This is a genomic window from Curtobacterium herbarum, assembly GCF_016907335.1.
Classification (GTDB): domain Bacteria; phylum Actinomycetota; class Actinomycetes; order Actinomycetales; family Microbacteriaceae; genus Curtobacterium; species Curtobacterium herbarum.
This window is the reverse complement of the sequence record NZ_JAFBBT010000001.1, coordinates 2,102,061-2,124,551: the sequence shown is the minus strand read 5'-3', so window position 1 is coordinate 2,124,551 and position 22,491 is coordinate 2,102,061. Positions and strand designations below refer to the sequence as shown.

The 22,491-nt window shown below is 70.3% G+C and carries 17 protein-coding genes and 1 pseudogene; 16 read left to right on the top strand and 2 right to left on the bottom strand.

The window, feature by feature from the left end; genetic code table 11:
- The first annotated feature begins 18 nt into the window (after nucleotides 1-18).
- The 5 genes from JOD51_RS10165 (at nucleotide 19) to JOD51_RS10145 (ending at nucleotide 5,417) form a co-directional block, all read left to right on the top strand.
- Nucleotides 19-387, top strand: coding sequence for a HesB/IscA family protein (locus JOD51_RS10165; protein WP_204608151.1), 369 nt, complete (start codon nucleotides 19-21; stop codon nucleotides 385-387).
- Nucleotides 388-756: 369 nt separating this feature from the next.
- Nucleotides 757-1,659: an aa3-type cytochrome oxidase subunit II gene (ctaC, locus tag JOD51_RS10160; RefSeq protein WP_204608150.1), complete on the top strand. Its 903-nt coding sequence runs from the start codon at nucleotides 757-759 to the stop codon at nucleotides 1,657-1,659.
- 12 nt (nucleotides 1,660-1,671) lie between these two features.
- Nucleotides 1,672-3,411 (top strand): aa3-type cytochrome oxidase subunit I, encoded by a 1,740-nt coding sequence (ctaD, locus tag JOD51_RS10155; RefSeq protein WP_181432887.1) that lies wholly within the window; start codon nucleotides 1,672-1,674, stop codon nucleotides 3,409-3,411.
- A gap of 5 nt (nucleotides 3,412-3,416) precedes the next feature.
- On the top strand, nucleotides 3,417-3,833 hold the full coding sequence (locus JOD51_RS10150) for a cytochrome c oxidase subunit 4 (RefSeq protein WP_204608149.1): 417 nt from the start codon (nucleotides 3,417-3,419) through the stop codon (nucleotides 3,831-3,833).
- 210 nt (nucleotides 3,834-4,043) lie between these two features.
- Nucleotides 4,044-5,417 (top strand): glucose-6-phosphate dehydrogenase, encoded by a 1,374-nt coding sequence (locus JOD51_RS10145; RefSeq protein ID WP_204608148.1) that lies wholly within the window; start codon nucleotides 4,044-4,046, stop codon nucleotides 5,415-5,417.
- Nucleotides 5,418-5,510: 93 nt separating this feature from the next.
- Here the strand turns inward: JOD51_RS10145 and JOD51_RS10140 are convergent.
- Nucleotides 5,511-7,385 (bottom strand): annotated as a pseudogene (locus JOD51_RS10140) (glycoside hydrolase family 15 protein); the annotation flags it as partial.
- A 93-nt stretch (nucleotides 7,386-7,478) separates the two neighbouring features.
- Entirely contained in the window at nucleotides 7,479-8,654 is a 1,176-nt protein-coding gene (locus tag JOD51_RS10135) for an App1 family protein phosphatidate phosphatase (protein ID WP_204608146.1), read from the bottom strand.
- A 142-nt stretch (nucleotides 8,655-8,796) separates the two neighbouring features.
- Between JOD51_RS10135 and JOD51_RS17375 the strand changes: the two genes are divergently transcribed.
- The 11 genes from JOD51_RS17375 to JOD51_RS10080 all read left to right on the top strand — a co-directional run bounded on the left by JOD51_RS17375 (nucleotide 8,797) and on the right by JOD51_RS10080 (nucleotide 22,466).
- Entirely contained in the window at nucleotides 8,797-9,444 is a 648-nt protein-coding gene (locus tag JOD51_RS17375) for a TetR/AcrR family transcriptional regulator (protein WP_204608145.1), read from the top strand.
- 180 nt (nucleotides 9,445-9,624) lie between these two features.
- A complete protein-coding gene (locus JOD51_RS10125) occupies nucleotides 9,625-10,530 on the top strand; it encodes an ABC transporter ATP-binding protein (RefSeq protein ID WP_204608144.1) in 906 nt (301 codons plus the stop codon).
- A complete protein-coding gene (locus JOD51_RS10120; protein WP_204608143.1) occupies nucleotides 10,527-11,243 on the top strand; it encodes an ABC transporter permease in 717 nt (238 codons plus the stop codon). The genes JOD51_RS10125 and JOD51_RS10120 overlap by 4 nt, the downstream gene beginning before the upstream one ends.
- A complete protein-coding gene (locus JOD51_RS10115; RefSeq protein WP_204608142.1) occupies nucleotides 11,240-11,968 on the top strand; it encodes an ABC transporter permease in 729 nt (242 codons plus the stop codon). The genes JOD51_RS10120 and JOD51_RS10115 overlap by 4 nt, the downstream gene beginning before the upstream one ends.
- Complete coding sequence (locus JOD51_RS10110; RefSeq protein WP_204608141.1) at nucleotides 11,965-12,888, top strand: ABC transporter substrate-binding protein; 924 nt, start codon at nucleotides 11,965-11,967, stop codon at nucleotides 12,886-12,888. Before JOD51_RS10115 ends, JOD51_RS10110 begins: the two co-directional genes overlap by 4 nt.
- Before the next feature lie 208 nt (nucleotides 12,889-13,096).
- The gene (locus JOD51_RS10105; RefSeq protein ID WP_204608140.1) at nucleotides 13,097-14,509 is read left to right on the top strand and encodes a cytochrome ubiquinol oxidase subunit I; all 1,413 of its coding nucleotides are present in this window, start codon (nucleotides 13,097-13,099) and stop codon (nucleotides 14,507-14,509) included.
- Between the two features lie 2 nt (nucleotides 14,510-14,511).
- Nucleotides 14,512-15,516, top strand: a complete 1,005-nt coding sequence (gene cydB, locus JOD51_RS10100; protein ID WP_204608139.1) for a cytochrome d ubiquinol oxidase subunit II — start codon at nucleotides 14,512-14,514, stop codon at nucleotides 15,514-15,516.
- A gap of 13 nt (nucleotides 15,517-15,529) precedes the next feature.
- Nucleotides 15,530-17,209 (top strand): thiol reductant ABC exporter subunit CydD, encoded by a 1,680-nt coding sequence (cydD, locus tag JOD51_RS10095; RefSeq protein WP_204608138.1) that lies wholly within the window; start codon nucleotides 15,530-15,532, stop codon nucleotides 17,207-17,209.
- A complete protein-coding gene (gene cydC, locus JOD51_RS10090) occupies nucleotides 17,206-18,906 on the top strand; it encodes a thiol reductant ABC exporter subunit CydC (protein ID WP_204608137.1) in 1,701 nt (566 codons plus the stop codon). Before cydD ends, cydC begins: the two co-directional genes overlap by 4 nt.
- Nucleotides 18,907-18,956: 50 nt before the next feature.
- A complete protein-coding gene (leuS, locus tag JOD51_RS10085; protein WP_204608136.1) occupies nucleotides 18,957-21,518 on the top strand; it encodes a leucine--tRNA ligase in 2,562 nt (853 codons plus the stop codon).
- 174 nt (nucleotides 21,519-21,692) lie between these two features.
- Nucleotides 21,693-22,466: a ComEA family DNA-binding protein gene (locus JOD51_RS10080; protein WP_204608135.1), complete on the top strand. Its 774-nt coding sequence runs from the start codon at nucleotides 21,693-21,695 to the stop codon at nucleotides 22,464-22,466.
- Nucleotides 22,467-22,491: the final 25 nt, after the last annotated feature.

The following is a 22,491-nucleotide window of genomic DNA, read 5'->3' as shown; positions in this document are numbered from 1 at the left end:
CCAGCAAGGGAGACGTCGATGAGCGACACCATCACGACCGAAGCAGCGACCGAAGCCAAGTCGCACGGCGTGCTGCTGAGCGACGCGGCCTCGGCGAAGGTCGCCAGCCTGCTCGAGCAGGAAGGGCGCGACGACCTGCGTCTCCGCCTGGCCGTCCAGCCCGGTGGCTGCTCGGGGCTCATCTACCAGCTCTACTTCGACGAGCGTCTGCTCGACGGTGACGCCACGGCCGAGTTCGACGGGGTCGAGGTGGTCGTCGACAAGATGAGCGTCCCGTACCTCGACGGTGCCACGATCGACTTCGAGGACACGATCCAGAAGCAGGGCTTCACGATCGACAACCCGAATGCGCAGGGCTCCTGCGCGTGTGGCGACAGCTTCCACTGAGCGCCCGACGGACCGCCCGCCGCACCTCCGCAGACGCGGGGGAGCGGCGACACGCGAACGGGGAGTGACCGACTGGTCACTCCCCGTTCGCGTTCCCGCGTCCCGATCCCGACGCAGATCGTCGTGGACATCCTCGAGGACGCAGATGACCAGGGAAAACCGCTGCTGAGCGTGCCGTTTCCGTCCACAACGCGTGTCGGTTGTGCGCTCGGTGTCGATGGCTGCGAGTAGGCTAGGAGTGTTCCAACCAAGCTGGGAGTCACCCACGCGTCAGCCCTGTGGCTGACCTCGGTGCTCGTCGACGGGGTCACCGTCGGCGCCGGTCGCACGACGACCGGTTCCCGGGCCACGTCTTTCCGAGAGGTAACAGTGCGTTCGAATCGCCGTATACGTTGGGCGGCCGTGCCGGTGGCCGTCGGTCTGGTCATCGCACTGGCTGGCTGCTCGCAGCAGCAGCTGAACGGATGGCTCCCCGGCACGGAGCAGACGAAGGACGTCACCAACCACACCAGCCGCATCGTCGGTCTGTGGACGACGAGCTGGATCGTGCTGCTCGCCGTGGGTCTGATCGTCTGGGGCCTGATCATCTGGGCCGCGATCGTCTACCGCCGCCGGAAGGGCCAGACCGGCCTGCCCGTGCAGATGCGGTACAACATGCCGCTCGAGATCTTCTACACGATCGTGCCGCTGATCCTCGTCCTCGGCTTCTTCGCCTTCACCGCGAAGGACCAGGCCGCGATCGAGAAGCCGTTCGCGCAGCCCGATGCCACCGTGCACGTCTACGGCAAGCGCTGGGGCTGGGACTTCAACTACATCGACAAGGCCAACCCGAAGGAAAGCGTCTACTACCAGGGCATCCAGGCCCAGGAAGAAGAGAACGGCGGCGGTGCTGTCGACGAGTCGCTGCTCCCGACGCTGTACCTGCCGGTGGGCAAGAAGGTCGAGATCGAGCTCAGCTCTCGCGACGTCAACCACTCGTTCTGGGTCATCGACTTCCTCTACAAGAAGGACATGCTCCCGGGCCGGACGAACTACGAGTACTTCATCCCGGAGAAGGAAGGCACCTTCCAGGGCAAGTGCGCCGAGCTCTGCGGTGAGTACCACTCCCTCATGCTCTTCCAGGTGAAGGTCGTGTCGCAGGCGAAGTACGACGACTACCTCGCGTCCCTCAAGGACCAGGGCAAGGTCGGTCTGCTCGGCAACGAGTACGACACCAACACGAACCAGCCGAACAACGAGGCGCCTGCCGAGGCGTCCAGCGAGAAGAAGTAAGGGCGCGTCTCAATGACAACGTCATTCGTCGGCCAGGCGACCACCAGGCCTTCGACGCCGGACTTCCAGGCGTCGCGGGTCGGTCGCAAGGGCAACATCATCGTTCGGTGGGCCACCTCCACCGACCACAAGACGATCGGGTACATGTACCTGATCACCTCGTTCCTCTACTTCCTGCTCGCCGGCATCATGGCGCTCGTCATCCGCGCGCAGCTGTTCGAGCCGGGCCTGCAGGTCGTCGCGACCAAGGAGCAGTACAACCAGCTCTTCACGATGCACGGCACGATCATGCTGCTGATGTTCGCGACGCCGCTGTTCTCGGGCTTCGCGAACGCGATCATGCCGCTGCAGATCGGTGCACCGGACGTCGCGTTCCCGCGTCTGAACGGCCTGGCCTTCTGGATGTACTTCTTCGGCAGCGCGATCGCCGTCGGTGGCTTCCTCACCCCGCAGGGTGCGGCCTCGTTCGGGTGGTTCGCCTACGCGCCACTGAGTGACACGACGTTCACACCAGGGCTCGGCGGGACGTTGTGGGTCTTCGGGCTCGGCATGACCGGCTTCTCGACGATCCTCGGTGCGGTCAACTTCATCACCACGATCATCACGATGCGTGCCCCGGGCATGACGATGTTCCGCATGTCGATCTTCACGTGGAACGTGCTCGTCACGAGCCTCCTCGTGCTGATGGCCTTCCCGGTCCTCGCAGCCGCACTGTTCGGCCTCGGTCTCGACCGGGTGTTCGACGCCCAGATCTTCAACCCGGCCAACGGCGGGGCCCTGCTCTGGCAGCACCTCTTCTGGTTCTTCGGGCACCCCGAGGTCTACATCATCGCGCTGCCGTTCTTCGGCATCGTCTCCGAGGTCTTCCCGGTCTTCAGCCGCAAGCCGATCTTCGGGTACAAGACCCTCGTCTACGCGACCATCACCATCGCGGCCCTCTCGGTCACGGTGTGGGCGCACCACATGTACGTGACCGGTGGCGTCCTGCTGCCCTGGTTCTCGCTGATGACGATGCTCATCGCGGTCCCGACCGGCGTGAAGATCTTCAACTGGGTCGGCACCATGTGGCGCGGCTCGGTCACGTTCGAGACCCCGATCCTCTGGGCCATCGGCTTCCTCGTGACCTTCACCTTCGGTGGTCTCACCGGCGTGATCCTGGCGTCGCCGCCGCTCGACTTCCACGTGTCCGACACGTACTTCGTCGTGGCGCACTTCCACTACGTGGTCTTCGGCACCGTCGTCTTCGCGATGTTCTCCGGCTTCTACTTCTGGTGGCCGAAGTTCACCGGCAAGATGCTCAACGAGCGTCTCGGCAAGATCCACTTCTGGCTGCTGTTCGTGGGCTTCCACACGACGTTCCTCATCCAGCACTGGCTGGGCGTCGTCGGCATGCCCCGTCGGTACGCGACCTACCTGCCGAACGACGGCTTCACCTGGATGAACCAGGTGTCGACGATCGGCTCGATGATCCTCGGCATCTCGTTCCTGCCGTTCATCTTCAACGTCTACGTCACCGCGCGGAACGCTCCGAAGGTGGCCGTCAACGACCCGTGGGGTTACGGCCGCTCGCTCGAGTGGGCGACCTCCTGCCCGCCGCCGCGCCACAACTTCACCTCGATCCCGCGGATCCGTTCCGAGTCCCCGGCGTTCGACCTGAACCACCCCGAGGCCGGCGTGCCGGTCGGTGTGGGCCCGGCGAAGGACGCACCTGACGCTCCGACCTACGACGCCGCGAAGGGCGAGGTGAAGTAGACGCCATGCGCGCCAACACCAATCTGTTCTGGATCCTGTTCGTCTTCTTCGTGGTCGCGGACGCCGCCTACACGATCTGGTCGATGATCTACTACGGCGAGGTCGAGTGGGTCGGCACCCTCTCGATCGGTCTGACCGGAATCATGTCCGCGTTCATCGCCTTCTACCTGGGCCGCGTCATGTCGGCGCAGGGCGGGGTGCTGCCGGAGGACCGCCAGGACGCCAACATCGAGGACGGCGACGCCGAACTCGGGCACTTCAGCCCGTGGTCCTGGTGGCCGCTGTTCCTCGCCGCGGCGATCGCGCTCGTGTTCCTCGGGGTCGCAGCCGGCCTCTGGATCGTGCCGATCGGCCTCGTGCTCGTCGCGATCACGCTCGTGGGCTGGGTCTACGAGTACTACCGCGGCAACTTCGGGCACTGACCCACGCCACACACGCTTCGGGCGGCACCATCTCGGTGCCGCCCGAACTGCGTCCGGGGCAGGCGGGTCGCCGCCACCGGGCGCACGCACCGAACACCATCTCGAACGGTCCGGGAATCTCCCGGGCACGATGGGCCTTGGCTCCTGAGGACCGCACGACCGCGGCCGCAGGTCCTGCGGACCGTCCACAAGCGAAAGGAGTCACCTCCGGTGACTGACAAGCGCACGCTCATCATCTTCGGCGCGACCGGCGACCTCGCCTCACGCCTCCTCCTGCCGGGTCTCGGTACCTTCCTGCAGAGCGGCCGCTCCGTCCCGGTCCAGCTCATCGGCACGGGCCGCAGCGCCCGCAGCGAGGAGCAGTGGAAGGACGTCGTCACGAAGTCGTTCGCGTCGCAGGACGTCGTCGGCCCCGAGGTGGACGCGACGATCGAGTCGACGAAGTTCATCCAGGGCGACCCGACCGACCCGGAGCACCTGAAGGCCCTGCTCGACGCCGCCGAGGCCGAGCCGATCCTGTACTTCGCGCTGCCCCCGCAGATCGCGTCCGACATCTGCGAGGCGCTACAGCACGTCGAGCTCCCCGAGGGCACCACGCTGGCGTTCGAGAAGCCCTTCGGCACCGACGTCGCGAGTGCCGAGGCGCTCAACAAGACCGTCCTCGAGCTCGTCCCCGAGGAGCGCGTGCACCGCACCGACCACTTCCTCGGTCGTACCACGGTCCTCAACATCATCGGTCTCCGCTTCGCGAACCGCATGTTCGAGCCGATCTGGAACGCGGACAACATCGAGAAGGTCGACGTCTTCTACGACGAGACCCTGGGCCTCGAGAACCGTGCGCAGTACTACGACGAGGCCGGCGCCCTGGTCGACATGATCCAGTCGCACCTGCTCCAGATCCTGGCGCTCGTCACGATGGACGCCCCGGCAGCGATCGACTCCGTCGAGTTCCGTTCCTCCCTGGCCCGCGTCCTCCGCTCGACCCGCATCAAGGGCGACGACGCGACCATCGCCTCGCGCCGTGCGGTCTACACGGCCGGCACGATCGACGGCAAGGACCTGCCGTCCTACCAGCAGGAGGACGGGGTCGACCCGTCGCGCGAGACCGAGACGCTGGCCGAGATCGAGGTCGAGGTGGACACCGCCCGCTGGGCCGGGGTCCCCTTCACGCTCCGCTCCGGCAAGGCGCTCGGCGCCAGCCGCAAGGAGGTCCTCATCACCTTCAAGCCCGTGACGCGCCTGCCCTCCGGCCTGTCCGGTCGCCCGAAGGCGGACACGCTGCGCATCGTCCTGAACCCGGACGAGATCGAGCTGTCGGTCTCGGCCAACGGCGGCGGCAACCCGTTCGAGATGGGCCAGGTCACCCTGTCGTCCTCGTTCGACGACGGCGAGCTGACCCCCTACGGCGAGGTCCTCAACGGCATCTTCCACGACGACCCGCTGCTCTCCATCCGTGGCGACGTCGCGGAGCGCTGCTGGGAGATCGTCGAGCCGGTCGTGAACGCCTGGAAGTCCGGCGAGGTCCCGCTCGAGGAGTACCGCGCGGGTTCGCGCGGCCCGGCCGAGTGGGTCAGCTCGTCCTGACCGACGCGACCACCGCACGACGGGAGGCCCGGTACCAGCTGGTACCGGGCCTCCCGTCCGTCGTGGCGCACCCCGCGCCGGACCGCGGCTGCGTCAGGCGGGCCGTCCGGCCCGCTCGCCGGCGCCGCTGACGCTCCACGTCCCACCGCCGCGCTGAGCGGAGCGGGTCCGGTGTCCTGCGACGGTGCCCTTGGCCCGCGCGATGGCATCGGCCGCGGCGACGAGTGTCAGGTGCGAGAGGGCCTGCGGGGTGTTGCCGATGTGGTGGCCGGTCGCGACGTCGATCTCCTCGGAGAGCATGCCGACGTCGTTCGCGAAGCCGACGAGCACGTCCATGAGCCGTTCGGCGTCCGCCACCCGACCGGAACCGGCGTACTGCTCGACGAGCCAGAACGAGCAGGCCAGGAACGGGTGTTCCGCACCGCTGAGCCCGTCGAAGCCGGAGGACGTCCGGTAGCGGAGCAGCAGTCCGTCGTCGCCGACGCGCAGGTCCTCTTCGATGGCTGCGACGGTCCCGAGCATCCGCGGGTCGTCGGGCGCGCAGTAGCCGATCTGGGGGAGGACGAGCAGGCTCGCGTCCACCTCGTCGGTGTCGTAGTGCTGGCGGTAGGCGCCGCGCTCGGCGTTCCAGGCGTGTTCCTCGATCTCGGCGCGGACCTGGTCGCGGAGGGTGCGCCAGCGTTCGACGGGCCCCTCGAGCCCGAACTCCTCGCAGGCCGCGACCCCGCGGTCGAACGCCGCCCAGATCATCGCGCGCGAGTGGGTGAAGTGCCGTCGCGGGCCGCGCATCTCCCAGATGCCGTTGTCGGGCTCCTGCCAGTGCGCCTCGACGTGGCTGAGGAGCGCGCGCTGCAGCGACCACGAGGCACCGCTCTCCTCGACACCCAGTTCGCGGGCGTCGTGCAGGGCCGCGAGCACCTCGCCGAACACGTCGCCCTGGTACTGCGTGTACGCGCCGTTGCCGACGCGGACGGGCTTCGAGTCCGCGTAGCCGGTCAGGTGGTCGAGCGTGCGCTCCGGCAGTTCCCGTTCGCCGGCGATGCCGTACATGATCTGCACGTCGTCCGGGTCGCCGGCGATCGCGCGGAGCAGCCACGCCCGCCAGTGCGAGGCCTCGTCGCGGTACCCGTGTGCGATGAGGGACGCGAGCGCCATCGACGCGTCGCGCAGCCACACGAAGCGGTAGTCCCAGTTGCGTTCGCCGCCGGGGTCCTCCGGGAGGCTCGTGGTCGCGGCCGCCACGACGCCGCCGGTCTCGGCGTGGGTCATCGCGCGCAGGTACATCAGCGAGCTGCGGACGGCGGGGGCGTACTTCCCCTCGGCGCGGGTGCGGGAGGTCCAGTCGTGCCACCAGTCGCGGGTGTGGTGCAGGGCCGCGTCGACGTCGAACGGCTCCGGGGGCTCGCGGTGCGAGGGGTACCAGGTGAGGACGGTGTCGAGGACGTCGCCGTCGGCGATCGTGGTGGTGGCGGTGTGGCGGTGGTCGTCGGCCCGGAAGCGCGGCCCCCGGACGACGACGGCGTCCGGGCCGGCGGTCGCGACGAGGACCGGGTCGTCGTCGTTCCCGACCTGGCGGATCCACGGCAGCACGGTGCCGTAGCCGAACCGGATACGGAGGACCTGCCGCATCTCGACCGTGCCGGTGAGCCCGCGGACCCGTCGGACGATCGCGGCTCGGTGCGCGTCCACCGGCATGAAGTCGGTGACCTCGACGACGCCGGTCTGGGTGGTCCACACCGTCGAGAGGACCAGGGAGTCGCCGTCGTGCCGGCGGACCGGGGTGGCGGCGGGGTCGGCGGGGCGGAGCGACCACTGCCCGTCGTGTTCGTCGCCGAGCAGTGCGGCGAACGTCGATGCGCTGTCGAACCGGGGCAGGCACGCCCAGTCGACGTCACCGTCCCGGGTGACGAGTGCGGCGGTGTGACAGTCCCCGATGAGGGCGTGGTCCTCGATGCGCTGAGCCATGGCCTGATCGAACCACCCGGAGGCCGCGGCGCACCTGCGCTGAAGGTGCGTTCAGATCACTCCCGGCAGGACTTCGGCCGCGACACGGACCGTCGTTCAGCCGAGTTCGGCGATGCCGACGCGACCGAGCTCGGTCCAGAGCGCGGCGCCGTCCGGCGCGTAGACCCACGGCACGGTCGAGTCCCGCGTGCGCTCCTGGGCCCGCGACCGACCGCCGGCGAGGACGGCCTCACTGGTGGACAACTGCCGGATCGCGACTGCGGCGACGTTGTCCGGGTGCTCCCGCGCGAACTCGCCGTAGAGGTGCTCGTCGTGCTGTCCGTCGTCGCCGACGAGCAGCCACTGGATGTCCGGGAAGTCCCGGGCGAGGCGCCGCAGGTTGTCCTGCTTGTGCTGCTGTCCGCTCCGGAAGAGCCGGTCGTGGGTGGGGCCCCAGTCGGTGAGCAGCAGGGTGCCGGACGGGTACATGTTCCGCGTCAGGAAGCGCTGCAGCGTCGGTGCCACGTTCCAGGCGCCGGTGGACAGGTACACGGTCGGTGCGCCCGGGTGCTGCGCGAGGATCCGTTCGTAGAGGACCGACATCCCCGGGACCGGGCGGCGGGCGTGCTCGGTGAGGACGAACGAGTTCCACGCCGCCAGCATCGGGCGGGGCAGGCTCGTCACCATCACGGTGTCGTCGATGTCCGACAGCAGGCCGAAGCGGGTGTCCGGGTGCACCACGAAGACGTCGGCGTCGACGTCGCGCATGCCACCGGCGGACAGGCGGATCGTCTGCCAGCCGGGCTCGAGGTCGATCGGGACGATGGCGTCGACCACACCACCACGGTCGCTCTGGACGGTGTGCGTGCTGCCACCGGCGGTGATCGTGACCTCGGCGTGGTCGACGGCCACGCTCGTGAAGCTGCGCCAGCCGCGGACGCCCGCGTACGAGACGTCGGAGGCCAGGCCGCGGCGGGTGAGGAGCACCCGGCAGAGCACCCGGACCCACCCCGGCGCGCCGTAGCCCGTGTACGGGATCACCGTCGGCACCTGGCCGCGCTTCCGGGCGTGCTGCTCGCGGTACTCCTGCACGGCGTCCTCGATGCGGGCGGCACGGTGCAGGATCGGCTCGGGGATCGCGGTCTCCCACTGCTGGATGCCCCACGGGGTCTGTTCGCGTCGGTCGTGCTCGCGTTCCACGGACCGGGCGTCGGGACCGGGAGCGGTGCTGCCCTCGGGCGCCGGGGTGGTGTCCCGGGGCGCAGCAGGGTCCGGAGGCGTCGACTCGGGCATCGCACCATCATCCCATGTGGGGTGGTCCCGGGACGGGGTCGTGCACCCGACACCCCGGGAATCGCAGCCAAGACCAAGCCGGTGTCTGCGAGAGTTGCGGTCTCAGCCAGTCAGCCCGCGGTCACCGCGAGAAGGAGTTCACGTGCTCGTCACCGAGGTTTCGAACGCACTGCCGGGGGGATCGTCACTGCTCAGGAACGAGCCGGTCCAGGCCCGCAGCTCGGCGCGCCTCGCGGGTCTGCTCGACGCCGCGGCGGCGGTCATCGACGAGATCGGCTTCGAGCGGCTCACGACCGCCATGGTCGCCGAGCGTGCCGGCGCGTCCATCGGGACGGTCTACCGGTACTTCCCGGACCGCATCGCCGTGGTCGAGGCCCTGGCGATCCGCTGCACCCAGCGCCTCGCCGCCCGATTCGTCGAGACGCTCGACGCCTCCGGTGCCACGACCTGGCAGGAGGGCTGCGACGCGCTCGTCGACATGACCGCCGAGATGTACCGGACGGAGCCCGGCTTCCGCGCGATCCGCTTCGCCGACATCGACACCACGTCCGGTGACGAGGACGCCGACCGGCTCGCCGCGCTCGGCGGGGCCGTCGGCACCGTGATGCGCGAGCGATTCGACCTGCCGCAGACCGAGGCGATCAGCCGCGCCTGGGTCGTGCTGGCGGAGTCCGCGCACGCGGTCCTCGCCCGGGCCCACGTCGACCGCGACCACCCCGACACCGAGCTGATCGCTGCGTACCGCGCGATGAGCCGGCCGTACCTGGAGTCGGTGATCGGGGCCTCCTGACCGTCGACCCACCTCGGGCGCCCGTCCCTCTGACCGCAGAGGGGCGGGCGTTCCTGTCCGGACTGCGCGGACCCGTCGTCGCTGTCCGCATGGCGTCATGCACCGCCGCGACGGAACCACCACGCGCTCCGGCCTGTACTGTCGTCCGGAGTCGGGCTACCTCCACCAAGAAGGGCACCCATGATCGAGTTCCGCTCGGTGCGCAAGACCTACCCGGACGGCACGAACGCCGTCGAGTCGTTCGACCTCGTGATCCCCTCGCGGAGCACGACGGTGTTCGTCGGTTCGAGCGGTTGTGGCAAGACCACGCTCCTCCGGATGATCAACAGGATGATCGACCCGACCTCGGGCTCCGTCCAGATCGACGGCGAGGACATCGCGGGTGTCGACCCGGTGCAGCTGCGCCGTCGGATCGGCTACGTGATGCAGAACGCCGGGCTGCTGCCGCACCGCAAGGTCGCCGACAACATCGCGACCGTGCCGCTGCTCACCGGTGTCTCGAAGGCCGACGCGCGGAAGCGTGCCCTCGAGTTGATGGACACCGTCGGCCTCGACCGGTCGCTCGCCGACCGGTACCCCTCGCAGCTCTCCGGCGGACAGCAGCAGCGCGTCGGCGTCGCCCGCGGCCTGGCCGTCGACCCGAACGTGCTGCTCATGGACGAGCCGTTCGGTGCCGTCGACCCGCTCGTCCGCAACGACCTGCAGGACGAGCTGATCCGGCTGCAGCGCGAGCTCGGCAAGACCGTCGTCTTCGTGACGCACGACATCGACGAGGCCTTCAAGCTCGGCGACCAGGTCGTCATCCTCAAGAAGGGCGGCGAGATCGCCCAGCAGGGGACCCCGGCGGAGATCCTGTCCGCACCGGCGGACGACTTCGTCGCGAACTTCATCGGCGTCGGGCGGGGCCGTCGGTCCCTCCGCGTCGAGCAGACCCCGACCGGTCCGGTCGTCGTGGACGGTGACGGTCGCGCCGCAGGCGTCCTGACCGGTCCCGTGGGCGTCGTCGACGCCGCTGCCGCTGTCCGCTCCGAGGCCGGGACGCCCAGCGTCCCGGGTGCTGCGGCGCAGGGTGGGAGCACCCGGTGAAGTGGGTGCTGTCGAACCTCGACACGATCGGGGACGACACGGTCGCACACCTGATGATCGCGATCCCGCCGATCATCGTCGCCTTCCTGCTGTCGATCCCGATCGGGTGGCTCGTCGTCCGACTCCGCCGGCCTGGCGCGCGCCGCTTCAGCAGCGGGGTGGGTGGCGGCATCGTCACGTTCGCCGGGCTGCTCTACGCCGTCCCGTCGCTGCCGCTGTTCATCGCGCTGCCTGGCCTGATCGGCACCGGACTGCAGGACCCGATCAACGTCGTCATCGGCCTGACGCTCTACGGCCTCGCGCTCATGGTCCGCTCCACGGTGGACGGTCTCGGGTCGGTCGACGCCGAGACCACGTCGGCCGCGACCGCCATGGGGTACTCGGGCGCCCAGCGCTTCTTCCGCGTCGACCTGCCGCTCGCCGGACCGGTGCTGCTCGCCGGACTCCGGGTCGTCTCGGTGTCGACGATCTCGCTCACCACGGTCGGCGCGGTCCTCGGCATCCAGAGCCTCGGGTCGCTCTTCACGGACGGCATCGGGCGGAACATCCCGGAGGAGATCCTGGCGGGTGTCGTGATGGTCCTCGTCCTGGCCTTCGCGATCGACGGGCTGCTCGTGCTGCTTGGCCGCATCGTGATGCCGTGGACGCGTCGCTCGGCGCCGTCGAAGCGCGCGACCCGCCGTGTGCTCCAGAACGCGGAGGTCACGTCATGATCATCGGACAAGCCTTCGGCTGGGTGTTCGACCCCGCCAACTACGCCGGTCCCGACGCCGTGCCCGCGCGGCTGTGGGAGCACATCTGGATCTCGCTCCTCGCCGTCCTGATCGCGTCGGTGATCGCCATCCCGATCGGCTACGCCATCGGGCACACCGGCAAGGCCCGCGGCTTCGCGATCGCCCTGTCCGGCGGCATCCGCGCCCTGCCGACCCTCGGCGTGCTCACCCTGGTGGGCCTCCTGCTCGGCGCCAACCTGCAGGCTCCGCTGCTGGCGCTCGTCGTCCTGGCGATCCCGTCGGTGCTCGCCGGTGCGTACGCCGGCATCGAGTCCGTCGAGCCGGTGACCGTCGACGCCGCCCGCGCGCAGGGCATGACCGGGTGGCAGATCCTGACCAAGGTCGAGATCCCGCTCGGCCTGCCGCTGCTCGTCGGTGGTGTCCGTGCCGCCGTGCTCCAGGTCGTCGCCACCGCCACCCTCGCCGCGTACGTCGGCTCGGGCGGGCTCGGCGGGTACGTGTTCCTCGGGCTGAAGACCCAGGACTACGCCATGATGCTCGGCGCTTCCATCCTCGTGATCGCACTCGCGATCGCGTTCGAGATCGTCTTCTCCGTGCTCCAGCGGGCGGTGGTGCCCGCGGGCGTCGCCGAACGCCCGACGCGGCGTCGCTCGGGATCGCGTGAGCGGCCCCACACACCCATCCCGGAAGGAACCCCCTCGTGATCACAGCACCCAAGCTCCGCGCCGGCATCGCCGCCGCGGTCGCCGTCGGCGTGGCCGCCGCCCTGGCCGGCTGCTCCTCCAGCAGCCCGCTCGACAGCGGCTCCAGCACCTCCTCCGACTCGAAGACCATCGTCGTCGGGTCGCAGCAGTACTACTCGAACGAGATCATCGCCGAGCTCTACGCCCAGGTCCTCGAGAAGGACGGCTTCCAGGTGAAGCGCAACTTCAACATCGGGCAGCGCGAGGTCTACCTCCCGCAGCTCGAGAAGGGCGCGATCGACGTCATGCCCGAGTACGGCGGCAACCTGCTGCAGTACTTCGACAAGAAGTCGACCGCCAAGACCGAGTCCGAGATCACGGCCGGGCTCGAGAAGTCGCTGCCTAAGGGGCTCCGTGCCCTGGACGCCGCCGAGGCCACCGACCAGGACAGCTACACCGTCACGAAGAAGTTCTCCGAGGAGAACGACGTGACGAGCCTCGCCGACCTGTCGAAGGTCAAGGGCACGCTGACCGTCGGCGCGAACTCCGAGAACCAGACCCGCCCGTACGGTCCGAAGGGCCTGCAGTCGGTCTACGGCGTCACCGTCCAGTCCAAGGCGATCGAGGACTCCGGCGGAGCCCTGACGGTCAAGGCGCTGAAGGACGGCACCGTGCAGCTCGCGGACATCTACACCGCCGACCCGAGCATCAAGGCCAACGACTTCGTGGTCCTCAAGGACCCGAAGAACCTGATCGTGCCGCAGAACGTCACCCCGGTCGTGTCGAGCAAGGTCGACGACAAGGCCGCGGCGGACATCAACAAGGTGAGCAAGGTCCTGACGACCGACGCGCTCATCGAGCTGAACACGAAGAGCACCGTCGACAAGGAGAAGGCCTCGACGATCGCGAAGGACTTCCTGACCGACGAGGGTCTGCTCTAGGTCGCACGGACACCCCGGGTCCCGCGTCGTTCTGCGGGGTCCACGACGACAGGCGTCGGGCATCGAGCCCGACGCCTGTCGTCGTTCCGGGAGCGGTCGTGCGTGACACTTGTTCCGCACGGTTGTGCCGTGCAGAGCCTGTGCACGTTCGTGCACGAGGCCCCTCTACAACTTGTCGAATCGGCGCCTGGACAAGTACCGTCGAAGCATGAACGACCTCCTGGACCCGCTCCTGCTGTCGCGGTGGCAGTTCGGTCTGACGACGATCTACCACTTCCTCTTCGTCCCGCTGACGATCGGCATGGCCGTCGTCGTCGCGGTGTTCCAGACCGCCTGGGTCCGGACCGGGCGCGCGCACTACCTGCAGCTCACGCGGTTCTTCGGACGCATCTTCCTCATCAACTTCGCGATGGGCGTCGTCACCGGCATCGTCCAGGAGTTCCAGTTCGGCATGAACTGGTCGGACTACTCGCGCTTCGTCGGTGACGTCTTCGGCGCCCCGCTCGCGCTCGAGGGCATCCTGGCGTTCTTCTTCGAGGCGGCGTTCATCGGCATCTGGATCTTCGGCTGGGACCGCCTGCCGAAGAAGGTGCACCTGGCGAGCATCTGGTGCGTCAGCGCGGGCACGATCATGTCGGCGTACTTCATCATCGCCGCGAACGCGTTCATGCAGCACCCGGTCGGCTACACGATCAACGAGGCCAAGGGGCGCGCCGAACTCACCGACATCTGGGCCGTCCTCGGCAACAAGGTCGCCCTGGCCGCCTTCCCGCACACGATCTTCGCGTGCTTCATGGTCGCCGCCGGCGTCATCATCTCGGTCGCCGCGTACCACCTGTCGCGCAACCAGAACCTCGAGACCATGATGCCGGCGCTGAAGTTCGGCCTGTGGACGATGGTCGCGGCCGGTGCACTCACGGTCCTCACCGGTGACCAGCTCGGCCTCACGATGGTCGACACGCAGCCGATGAAGATGGCCGCCGCCGAGGCGCTCTACAACACCGCGACCGGCAAGGACGCCTCGTTCTCGATCTTCACGCTCGGCACACCCGACGGCGTCACCGAGCTCTTCTCGATCCGGGTGCCCTACCTGCTGTCCTTCCTGTCGACGCACACGTTCTCCGGCACGGTCGAGGGCATCAACGACCTGCAGGCGCAGTACACGCAGGTCTACGGCCCGGGCGACTACAAGCCGATCATCTGGGTGACCTACTGGTCCTTCCGCTGGATGATCGCGCTCGGGATGGGTGCGGTGATGGTCTCGCTCGCCGGGCTCTGGCTCACCCGCAAGGGTCGCTTCCCGCAGCAGCGCTGGATCTGGCGCATCGCGATCTGGGCCGTGCCGCTGCCGATGGCCGCGATGATCGTCGGCTGGGTCTTCACCGAGATGGGCCGCCAGCCCTGGCTGGTGTTCGGCCTGCTCAAGACGGCCGACGGGGTCTCCCCGAACGTGACGGGTCTCGAGGTCCTCATCTCGCTCGTCGTGTTCACGCTCATCTACGGATCCCTCGCGGTGGTCGAGTTCCGACTCATCAAGAAGGTCGCCCAGGAGGGCCCGGCCGCCCCGGCCGAGGTCGATGCGGAGACCGGCGAGGTCAAGCACGAAGTGACGGTGTACTGAAGATGGACCTGCCCGTTCTGTGGTTCGCGATCGTCGGACTCTTCTTCGTCGGGTACTTCGTGCTCGACGGGTTCGACTTCGGCGTCGGCATGTCCCTGCCGTTCCTCGGCAGGGACGACACCGACCGCCGGGTCCTCATCAACACCATCGGCCCCGTCTGGGACCTCAACGAGACCTGGGTGATCGTCGCCGGTGCCTGCCTGTTCGCAGCGTTCCCGGAGTGGTACGCGACGATGTTCTCCGGCTTCTACCTGGCGCTGCTGTTCATCCTCGCCGCCCTGATCCTGCGCGGGGTGTCCTTCGAGTACCGGCACCAGAACAAGCACCTGGCGTGGAAGCGCCGGTTCGACCTGATGATCGTGGTCGGCAGCGCGGTGCCGTCGTTCCTCTGGGGCGTCGCGTTCGGCAACGTCGTCCGGGGGATCCCGATGGACTCCGGCCACAACTACACCGGCACGCTGTTCGACCTGCTCAACCCCTTCGCGCTGCTCGCCGGTGCGACGACCCTGCTGGTCTTCTTCACCCACGGCGTCGTGTTCGTGGCGCTGAAGACCGAGGGCGAGATGCGCGAGCGGGCGATGCGCCTGGCGAAGCGCGCCGGCGTCGTCACGATCGTGGTCGCCGCCGTGTTCCTGGTGACGATGGCCCTCGTGCGCTCCACCCCGACGTCGCTCGTGCTGTCCGTCATCGCCGCGGTGGCCCTGGTCGTCGCGGTCCTCTGTGCCGCACGCGGCCGGGAGGGACGTGCCTTCGCCCTGATGGCCGTCACGATCGCGGCGGTCGTCGTCGCGATGTTCACCGCGGTGTTCCCGGACGTCATGCCCGCCACGAACGACCCGGCGAACAGCCTGACCGTCGCCAACGCCTCGTCCGGCACGTACACGCTGACCGTGATGAGCTGGGTCGCGCTGGTCTGCGTCCCGCTCGTGCTCGCCTACCAGGCGTGGACCTACTGGATCTTCCGCAAGCGGGTCTCGCGCGCCACCGTCGCGCAGGCCGCGCACTGACCAGGAGGCACGGGTGAAGCCGCTCGATCCCCGTCTGCTCCGTCTGTCCCGGACGGCGCGCGGCTTCGTCGTGGCCGCCGCCGGCACCGGCGCGGTGCGGACGGTCGCGACCATCGCGATCGCGTGGGGGATCGCGGCCGCGGTGACCCAGGTCGTCGACGCGGTCCGTGTCGGCGTCGTCCCCGCGACCTTCGCCGGCACGCTCGCCCTGCTCGGCGGGGCGTTCCTGCTGCGGGCGGTCGCGGCCTGGGCAACGGACGACCTCGCCGCCCGCGCGGGTGCTCGCGTCAAGAGCGAGCTCCGCGCCGCCGTGCTCCGGCGCGCGGCCGACCGGGGCCCCGGGTGGCTCGCCGGTCGGTCGAGCGCCGGCTTCGCGACGACGCTCGGCCCCGGGCTCGACGCGCTCGACGCCTACTTCGGCCGCTACCTGCCGCAGCTCGCGCTCACCGCCGTGGCCACACCGCTGCTGCTCGTGGCGATCGGCGCGGGCGACCTGACGAGCGCCGTCGTCATCGTGTGCGCGCTGCCGGTCATCCCGGTGTTCATGGTGCTCATCGGTCTCGCCACCCGCTCGCTGCAGCAGGAGCAGGCGGACGCGCTCGCCCGGCTCGGCAGTGCCTTCACCGAGGCCGTCGAGGGCCTGGCGACCCTCAAGGTCTTCGGCCGTGCCCGCCGTCAGGTCGGCCGGATCGGGCAGGTCACCAACGACCACCGCCGGGGCACCATCGGCGTGCTGCGGCTCTCCTTCGTCAGCGGGTTCGCCCTCGAGCTCGCCGCGAGCCTGTCCGTCGCGCTCGTCGCGGTGTCGATCGGCATCCGGTTGGTCGACGGCTCGCTCGGGCTCGGTGCGGCGATGTTCGTGCTGGTCCTCGCCCCGGAGGCGTTCGCCCCGATCCGGCAGGTCGGCGCCGACTTCCACGCGGCGCAGGACGGGGTGGCGGCGTCGCAGGCCGTGCTCGACGTGCTCGACGGCCCGGACGAGCCGGCAGCGGTCGCGCCGGAGACCGCCGCCGCCGTCGCTGCGTCCGCGGGCTCCGCCGCCCTGGTGCTCGTCGGGCTCACCGTGCGCCGCCCCGACACCGTCATCGGACCGGTCGACCTGACCGCCACGGCCGGCACCGTGGTCGCCCTGGCCGGCCCGAGCGGCTCCGGCAAGTCCAGCCTGCTCGCCGCGATCCGCGGGGTCCTGCCCGCCGACGGCACGGTCACGGTGCCCGGCCGTGCCGACCTGCCGCCCCGCGACCGCACCACCTGGGTCGACCAGCGTCCGCGCCTGGTGCGCGGCACGGTCGCCGAGAACGTCGCACTCTCCGCCGACCCGGACGTGGCGGACGTCCGGCGTGCACTCGGTGCGGTGGGGCTGGGAGTCGACCCGGGCCTCCCGGTCGGCAGCGGCGGATCCGGACTGTCCGGCGGGCAGGCCCAGCGCGTCGCCGTCGCGCGCGGCCTGTACCGCGCGACCCGGCAGCAGACACCGCTGGTGCTCCTCGACGAGCCGACGTCGGCGCTCGACGCGGAGTCCGAAGCGCAGGTCGTCGCCGCCGTCCGTCGGCTGGCCCAGGCCGGGGCGGTCGTCGTCGTCGCGAGCCACCGAGCGGCGGTCGTGGCCGCGGCCGACGTCGTCGTCGCGATCGGCGCCTCCGGCTCCGTCACGGTCGAGACCCGCCGATCCGCGCAGGAGGTCTCCGCATGACCGGCACCACCGACCGGGAGGCCCGCACCGGGTCCGTCCTGCGGCTCGCCCTGCCCCGTGGGCGTGGCTGGACCACGGCCGTCGCCGCCGGCGTGCTCAGCGCACTCTGCGGCGTGGCCCTCCTCGCCGCGAGCGGGTACCTCATCACCCGCGCCGCCGAGCACCCGCCGATCCTCTACCTGACGCTCGTCATGGTCGGAGTCCGCGCGTTCGCACTCGGGCGCGCCGTGTTCCGTTACGTCGATCGGCTCGCCGGGCACGACGCCTCGTTCCGGCAGCTCGCCGTCGTCCGGACCGAGATGTACCGGCGGCTCGCCTCGGTCGCACCGGCCGGGCTCGGAGCGACCGGGCGTGGCGACCTGATGACCCGGCTCGTCACCGACACCGACCGGCTGCAGGACCTGCCGATCCGGGTCGTCGGACCGCTCGTGTCGGCCGGCGTCACCGCGCTGCTCTCCGTCGTCGCCGTCGCGTTCGTCTCCCTGCCGGCCGCCCTCGTGCTGCTGGTGGCCCTCGCCGTGGCCGCCCTGGTCGGGACGCTCGTCACCGCCGCCGTCGCCCGTCGCTCGGACGAGGAGACCGCGGCCGACCGTGGGCACGTCGCCGACCTGGTCCTCGACACGGTCCGCACGCTCGACGTCTTCGTCGCCTACGGCTCGCTGGAGGAACGACTCACCCACATCGCACGCCTCGACGACCACGTCACCCGGGCGGTCCGCCGTCGGGGCGCCGTCGAGTCCCTCGTCGGCGCGCTCGTCGGCCTGGTCGGCGGGGCCGCGGTCATCGGCGTGCTGGCCGTCGGCGCCCCGACGGTCGTCAGCGGCGCCCTGGACGGTCCGCTCTGGGCGCTGGCGGTGTTCGTGCCGCTCGCGCTCTTCGAGGTCGTCGGCGCGGTCCCGCTCGCCGTCCTCACGCTCCGGCGTGTCCGGGCCGCAGCCGACCGCGTCGAGCAGGTCGTGCCCGCGGAGCTGCCGGCCGGCCTGGTGCCGGAACCCGAGGACGCCGCCGACGCCCGGGACCTCCTCGCGCCGGCCACCGTCACCGTCCGGGTCCGCGACCTGTCCGTCCGCTGGCCGGGCGCGCCGACGCCGGCGGTCGACGGGGTGTCGTTCGCCCTGGAACCCGGCGAGGTCGTCGTGCTCAGCGGCCCGAGCGGTGCCGGCAAGTCGACCCTGGTGGACGCCCTCGTGCGCTTCGTCGACCACACCGGCAGCTACACCCTGGACGGGACGGAGGCGCGGAGCATGCACCCGGACGCCGTCCGCGCCCGCGTCGGGCTGATCGAGCAGGACCCCTTCGTCTTCGACCAGTCCGTCCGGCAGAACCTGCTCTTCGCACGGGACACCGCGACCGACGACGAGCTGCTCGCCGTGCTCGACCGGGTCGGGCTCGGCGACTGGGTCCGGCGACGCGGCGGACTCGACGCCGGGGTGGGGGAGCGCGGCGCACTCGTGTCCGGCGGACAGGCGCACCGGCTGGCGCTGGCCCGGGCGCTCCTGCACGCGTTCCCGGTCCTGGTGCTCGACGAACCGACCGCCGACATCGACCCCGACCTCGGCGACCGTGTGCTCCGCGACCTCGTGACCACCGCCCGCGCGGCCGGACGCACGCTGCTCATCGTGTCGCACGTCCCGGTGCCGGCCGACCTGGTCGATCGGACCCTGCGGATGCGGGACGGACGCCTGCTCGCAGGGTGAGCCGACGCCGGGACGCGGGACGGGCCTCCCGGCTTGTATCGTTGACGACCGTGACCATCGAGCAGCACGTCGAGGACCCGCACACCTACGACTTCCGGCGCATCCAGCAGAAGTGGCAGGCGCGGTGGGAAGAGCTCGGCCTCTTCACCGCCGACCCCGACGACAAGCGCCCGCGCAAGTACATCCTCGAGATGTTCCCGTACCCCTCCGGCGACCTGCACATGGGCCACGCCGAGAACTGGGCGCTCGGGGACTTCGTCGCGCGCTACTGGCGCCAGCAGGGCTTCAACGTGCTGCACCCGATCGGTTGGGACTCGTTCGGCCTGCCCGCCGAGAACGCCGCCATCAAGCGCGGCGTGGACCCGAAGGAGTGGACCTACGCGAACATCGCGCAGCAGAAGGCCTCCTTCAAGCGCTACGCGCCCTCGTTCGACTGGTCGACCGAGATCCACACCTCTGACCCCGAGTACTACAAGTGGAACCAGTGGCTGTTCCTGAAGATGTACGAGAAGGGCCTGGCGTACCGGAAGGACAGCTGGGTCAACTGGGACCCGGTGGACCAGACCGTCCTGGCCAACGAGCAGGTCCTGCCCGACGGCACCTCGGACCGCTCCGGCGCCGTCGTCGTCAAGAAGAAGCTGACGCAGTGGTACTTCAAGATCACGGACTACGCGGACCGGCTGCTCGACGACCTGAACCAGCTCGAGGGCCGGTGGCCGTCGAAGGTCATCGCCATGCAGCGCAACTGGATCGGCCGCTCGGTCGGTGCGGACGTCGACTTCGTCATCGAGGGCCGTGACGAACCCGTCACCGTGTTCACCACCCGCCCGGACACCATCCACGGCGTGACCTTCCTGGTCGTCGCGCCGGACTCCGACCTGGCCGCCGAACTCGTCGCGGACCCGTCCGTCGACGACGCCACCCGCGCCGCGTTCCAGGAGTACCTGGTCGCCACGCAGAAGACCTCGGACATCGACCGGCAGAACGCCGACCGCCCGAAGACCGGCGTGCCGCTCGGCCGCTGGGCGATCCACCCGCTGACCGGGGAGCGCCTGCCGCTCTGGGCCGCCGACTACGTACTGGCCGACTACGGACACGGCGCCGTGATGGCCGTGCCGGCCCACGACCAGCGCGACCTGGACTTCGCCCGTGCATTCGACCTGCCCGTCACGGTCGTCGTCGACACCAACGCCGCCGTGACCGGCGCGATCCCCGTGATCCCGGAGGGGGCGACGCTCGACGACTTCGACGTCCCCACGCTCGACCCGGTCGCCACCGGCCAGGCCCTGACGGGCGCCGGTCGGATGATCAACTCCGGGCCGCTCGACGGCATGAGCAAGCAGCACGCGATCACCGCGGCGATCAGCCTGCTCGACGAGCGGGGCACCGGCCGCGCCGCCAAGACCTACCGGCTGCGCGACTGGCTCATCTCGCGCCAGCGCTTCTGGGGCACGCCGATCCCGATCATCCACGGCGCGGACGGCACCGAGTACCCGGTGCCCGAGGACCAGCTGCCCGTCGTGCTGCCCCCCACCGAGGGCCTCGACCTGAAGCCGAAGGGCACGTCCCCCCTGGGCGGCGCGACCGACTGGGTGAACGTGCCGAACCCGGTCGACGGCACGCCCGCCAAGCGCGACGCCGACACGATGGACACGTTCGTCGACTCGTCGTGGTACTTCCTGCGCTTCCTGTCGGCGAACGACGACACGCAGGCCTTCGACCCGGCGCTCGTGAACAAGTGGGCACCCGTCGACCAGTACATCGGCGGTGTCGAGCACGCGATCCTGCACCTGCTGTACGCGCGCTTCGTCACGAAGGTGCTGTTCGACCTCGGCTACCTCGACTTCACCGAGCCGTTCTCGGCGCTGCTCAACCAGGGCATGGTGCTCTCCGGCGGCTCGAAGATGTCGAAGTCGAAGGGCGGCGTCTCGCTCGGCGACGAGCTCGACGCGCACGGTGTCGACGCGATCCGCCTGGTGATGGGCTTCGCCGGCCCGCCGGAGGACGACATCAACTGGGAGGACGTCTCGCCGGCGGCCTCCGCCCGGTTCCTGGCGCGTGCCTACCGGATCGCCGTCGACGTCACCTCGACGCCCGACGCCGTCTGGTCGACCGGTGACCGCAGCGTCCGGCAGGCGACGCACCGCTTCCTGGCGGACGCCCCCGGGCTGATGGAGTCGTTCAAGTTCAACGTCGTGATCGCACGGCTCATGGACCTGGTGAACGTCACCCGCAAGGCGATCGACAGCGGACCCGGTGCCGCAGACCCCGCTGTCCGCGAAGCCGCCGAGACGATCGCGCTGGGCCTCAGCGTCTTCGCGCCGTACACCGGTGAAGAGATGTGGCAGACGCTCGGCTACGACTCCCCGGTCGCGACGTTCGGGTGGCGGAAGGCCGACCCGACGCTGCTCGTGCAGGAGACGCTGACCGCGGTCGTGCAGGTCAACGGCAAGGTGCGCGACTCGTTCGAGGTGTCGAAGTCGATCGAGGCGGACGAGCTCGAGCAGCTCGCGCGCTCGTCGCACGCGGTGCAGCGGTACATCGGCGACCGGGAGATCGTGAAGGTGATCGTCCGGGCGCCGAAGCTCGTCAACATCGCCATCAAGAGCTAGTCGCTCCGGGGCCGGGGCCGGGGCCGGGGCCGGGGCCGGCTCCGGCTCCGGTCCCTCGGGGTCGGGCCTGGTCGGGCTCGCCGGTCCCTCCACAGGGGGCGGTGCGGCGGAACTGTCCACCGGTGTGCTGCGGGGAGCCCGGTCGGGAGGCCGGGCTCCCTAGCGTCTCGGGACATGTCCCGGTTCACGCTGTCGCCCCGTGCCGCCCTCCTGCTGGTGGGCGTCGTGGTGGTGCTCGCGCTCGGGGTCGTGGTCGCCGGGTGGTGGGGCGGTGGTCGTGGGGACGGCACGGACGGCCCCGGGGTCTCGGTCGTCACCGGAGCATCGACGGCCGGGGCCGCTGAGTCGGCTGCGGCTGCGGCTGCCTCCGCGTCCGGGAGCGCTCCGGCGTCCGTGCCTGCAGGGCCTTCTTCCGGGTCGGCGTCGCCCGCTGCCGCCGTGCTGTACGTCGTCGGGGCGGTCGAGCACGCGGGTGTCGTCAGCGTCGCCGCGGACGCCCGGGTGGCCGATGCGCTGGCGGCAGCCGGGGGAGCGGCGGCGGACGCGGACCTGTCGCGGCTGAACCTGGCGCGGCCGGTCGTCGACGGGGAGCGGCTCTACGTGCCCCGCGTCGGCGAGGACGAGGTCCCGGCGGAGCTGCCCGCTGGCGGCGGCGGCGGCGGTGGCAGTGGCCGTGGTGCCGTTCCGGGTGCCGGCGGTTCGGCGTCGGGTCCCACCGGGTCCTCGGGGTCGGGCGGCGGTGCGGGGGCAGCGCCGGAGCTCGTCGACCTCAACGCCGCCGACGCCACCGCGCTCGAGTCCCTGCCGGGCATCGGCCCGGCGCTGGCCGAGCGGATCATCGCCTGGCGCGACGAACACGGCGGCTTCCGGTCGGTCGAGGACCTGCTCGAGGTCAGCGGCATCGGGGAGGGCCGGTTCGCCGACCTGCAGGACCGGGTGACGGTGTGAGTGCGCCCGTCGTGTCGGCGGCTGC